This is a genomic window from Haladaptatus sp. (genome assembly GCF_049589095.1).
Classification (GTDB): Archaea; Halobacteriota; Halobacteria; order Halobacteriales; family Haladaptataceae; genus Haladaptatus.
The window spans coordinates 1-1,726 of the sequence record NZ_JBAWAC010000487.1 but is presented as its reverse complement, the minus strand read 5'-3'; the positions used below and the strand labels follow the sequence as shown (position 1 = coordinate 1,726).

Genomic DNA, 1,726 nt, shown 5'->3' with positions numbered 1-1,726 from the left:
GGGCCGACCCGTTCGATTTCCGTTTGCAAGTGATCGAAGCAGTTCGACAACTCCTCGGCACGCGGCTCGCGGTTCGAGCCGTCGTCCCCTTCGGGAAAGCACTTCACGGCGTTCGTGAAGTAGGCGTCGTAGCCGAGTTCGTCGAACACCCCACGAATCTTCCGACCCGAGTGCCGCGTGGTGTAGGCCATTCCCGTCCAGTTGCCGCCCTGCCACAGGTCCGCGTCCGGCGCGCCAACGCCGGGCGCTTCCCCGACGACCATCACGTCGGCATCCACCGGACCGGTCCCCCACGAAATCCGGTTTCGACACGCGACGAGTTCGGGACACCGCGAGCAGTTCGGTTCGAGGACGTTGCGGGAGTCGGGGTCGGGAAACATCGATAATCTTGTCCGTTCGTTTCTACTCGACTCTACTCGTCGTCTTCGACGATTTCGATGCCGCGGTTGTTGACCGCGTTGGGGTCGAGTCCGACCTCTTCGAGGAACTGTTTGTACTCGCGCTCACAGGCTTCCGCGTCGGCCTGTTTGTCGCTGGCGCGGTCACACAGCGCCACGAGGTCCTCCGGGACATCGTTGGTGTAGACGATCCAGTGGTTGATGAGGTCCGAGAGCCGCCGGATCGGGCTGGTGAAGTGGCCGTAAATCTCGAAGTTCAGCGCGTGGTGGCCGCCGAACGGGTCGCTCATGTAGCGAGCGCGGGGCATCACCTTCATGACGGCCCACTGGATCTTGTCGAGCTGTCGGCCCGGCGCTTCCTCCAGCGTGGCGTTGACGGCCATCCGCGGGTCGTCCCACGTACTACCCGGAATCGAAACGCCGTTCAAGTCCTGTATCTCCTGGAGCGCTTTGCCCCACTCGTCGGGCGTCGGCTGTGGGTGGACGCGGTACATCGCCTCGACGCCGCGGCCCCACATCAGTTCGTGCGTGACGGCCTTGTTCGCCTTCAGCATCGACTCCTCGATGATGGTGTGGGCGCGGTCACGTCGCGGGTTCAGGACGAGACTGCCGTCCTCCTTTCGCTGCTCGTGCATCCGGTCGGCGAGTTCGAAGGAGAGTTTACACTCCTCGTGGAGCGGGGCGTCCTCGTCGTCCAGTCGTTCCTCGGCCTGCGAGTAGGTGAGTCGCTCGTCGCTCCGGATGACGGATTTGTAGATGTCAATGGTCTCGTACGAGAGGTTCTCCTTGTCGAGGTGCATCTCGACGGTGTGGGCGAGACGGTCCTCGTCGGGGACCAGAGAACAGACCGTCTCGGCCAGCATCGGCGGGAGCATGTGAATCGTGTAGGCGGGGAGATACACCGTGTTCCCGCGTTTGACCGCTTCCTCCCACATGTTCGATTCGGGGTGGACGTAGTGGGTCACGTCGGCGATGTGGACCCAGAGGACGTACTCGTCCTCGCGCTCCTCGACGGAAATCGCGTCGTCGAAGTCCTGTGCGTCGACGGGGTCGGTCGTCCACGTCGTCATCTCGCGCAGGTCCTTGCGCTCGTCGGCCTCGTCCTGAATCTCCTGTTGAATGTTCTCGGTCCGCTTCTCGGCCTCCGTCATCACGGGGCCGGGAAACCCGTCCCTGATTTCGAACTTCTCGAACAACTGTTCGCGCTTGCTGTCGAGTCGCTCGGCGAGATCTTCGGAGATTTCGACCGGCCCTTGGCCTTCGGCGGTGCCCGCCTCGGCCTGTGCGTCGCTCGTCATGCCCGCCGATAAGGGAGTTAGGAAGTTAGG

Annotated in this window: 2 protein-coding genes; both read right to left on the bottom strand. The window is 63.1% G+C overall.

Annotated features, from left to right (window positions below; genetic code table 11):
- Nucleotides 1–380, bottom strand: a 380-nt coding sequence (locus WBV42_RS15055) for a uracil-DNA glycosylase family protein (RefSeq protein WP_423986752.1), incomplete at its 3' end; no start/stop codon positions are given.
- Between the two features lie 32 nt (nucleotides 381–412).
- Nucleotides 413–1,696 (bottom strand): ribonuclease catalytic domain-containing protein, encoded by a 1,284-nt coding sequence (locus WBV42_RS15050; protein WP_423986753.1) that lies wholly within the window; start codon nucleotides 1,694–1,696, stop codon nucleotides 413–415.
- Between the last annotated feature and the right edge of the window lie 30 nt (nucleotides 1,697–1,726).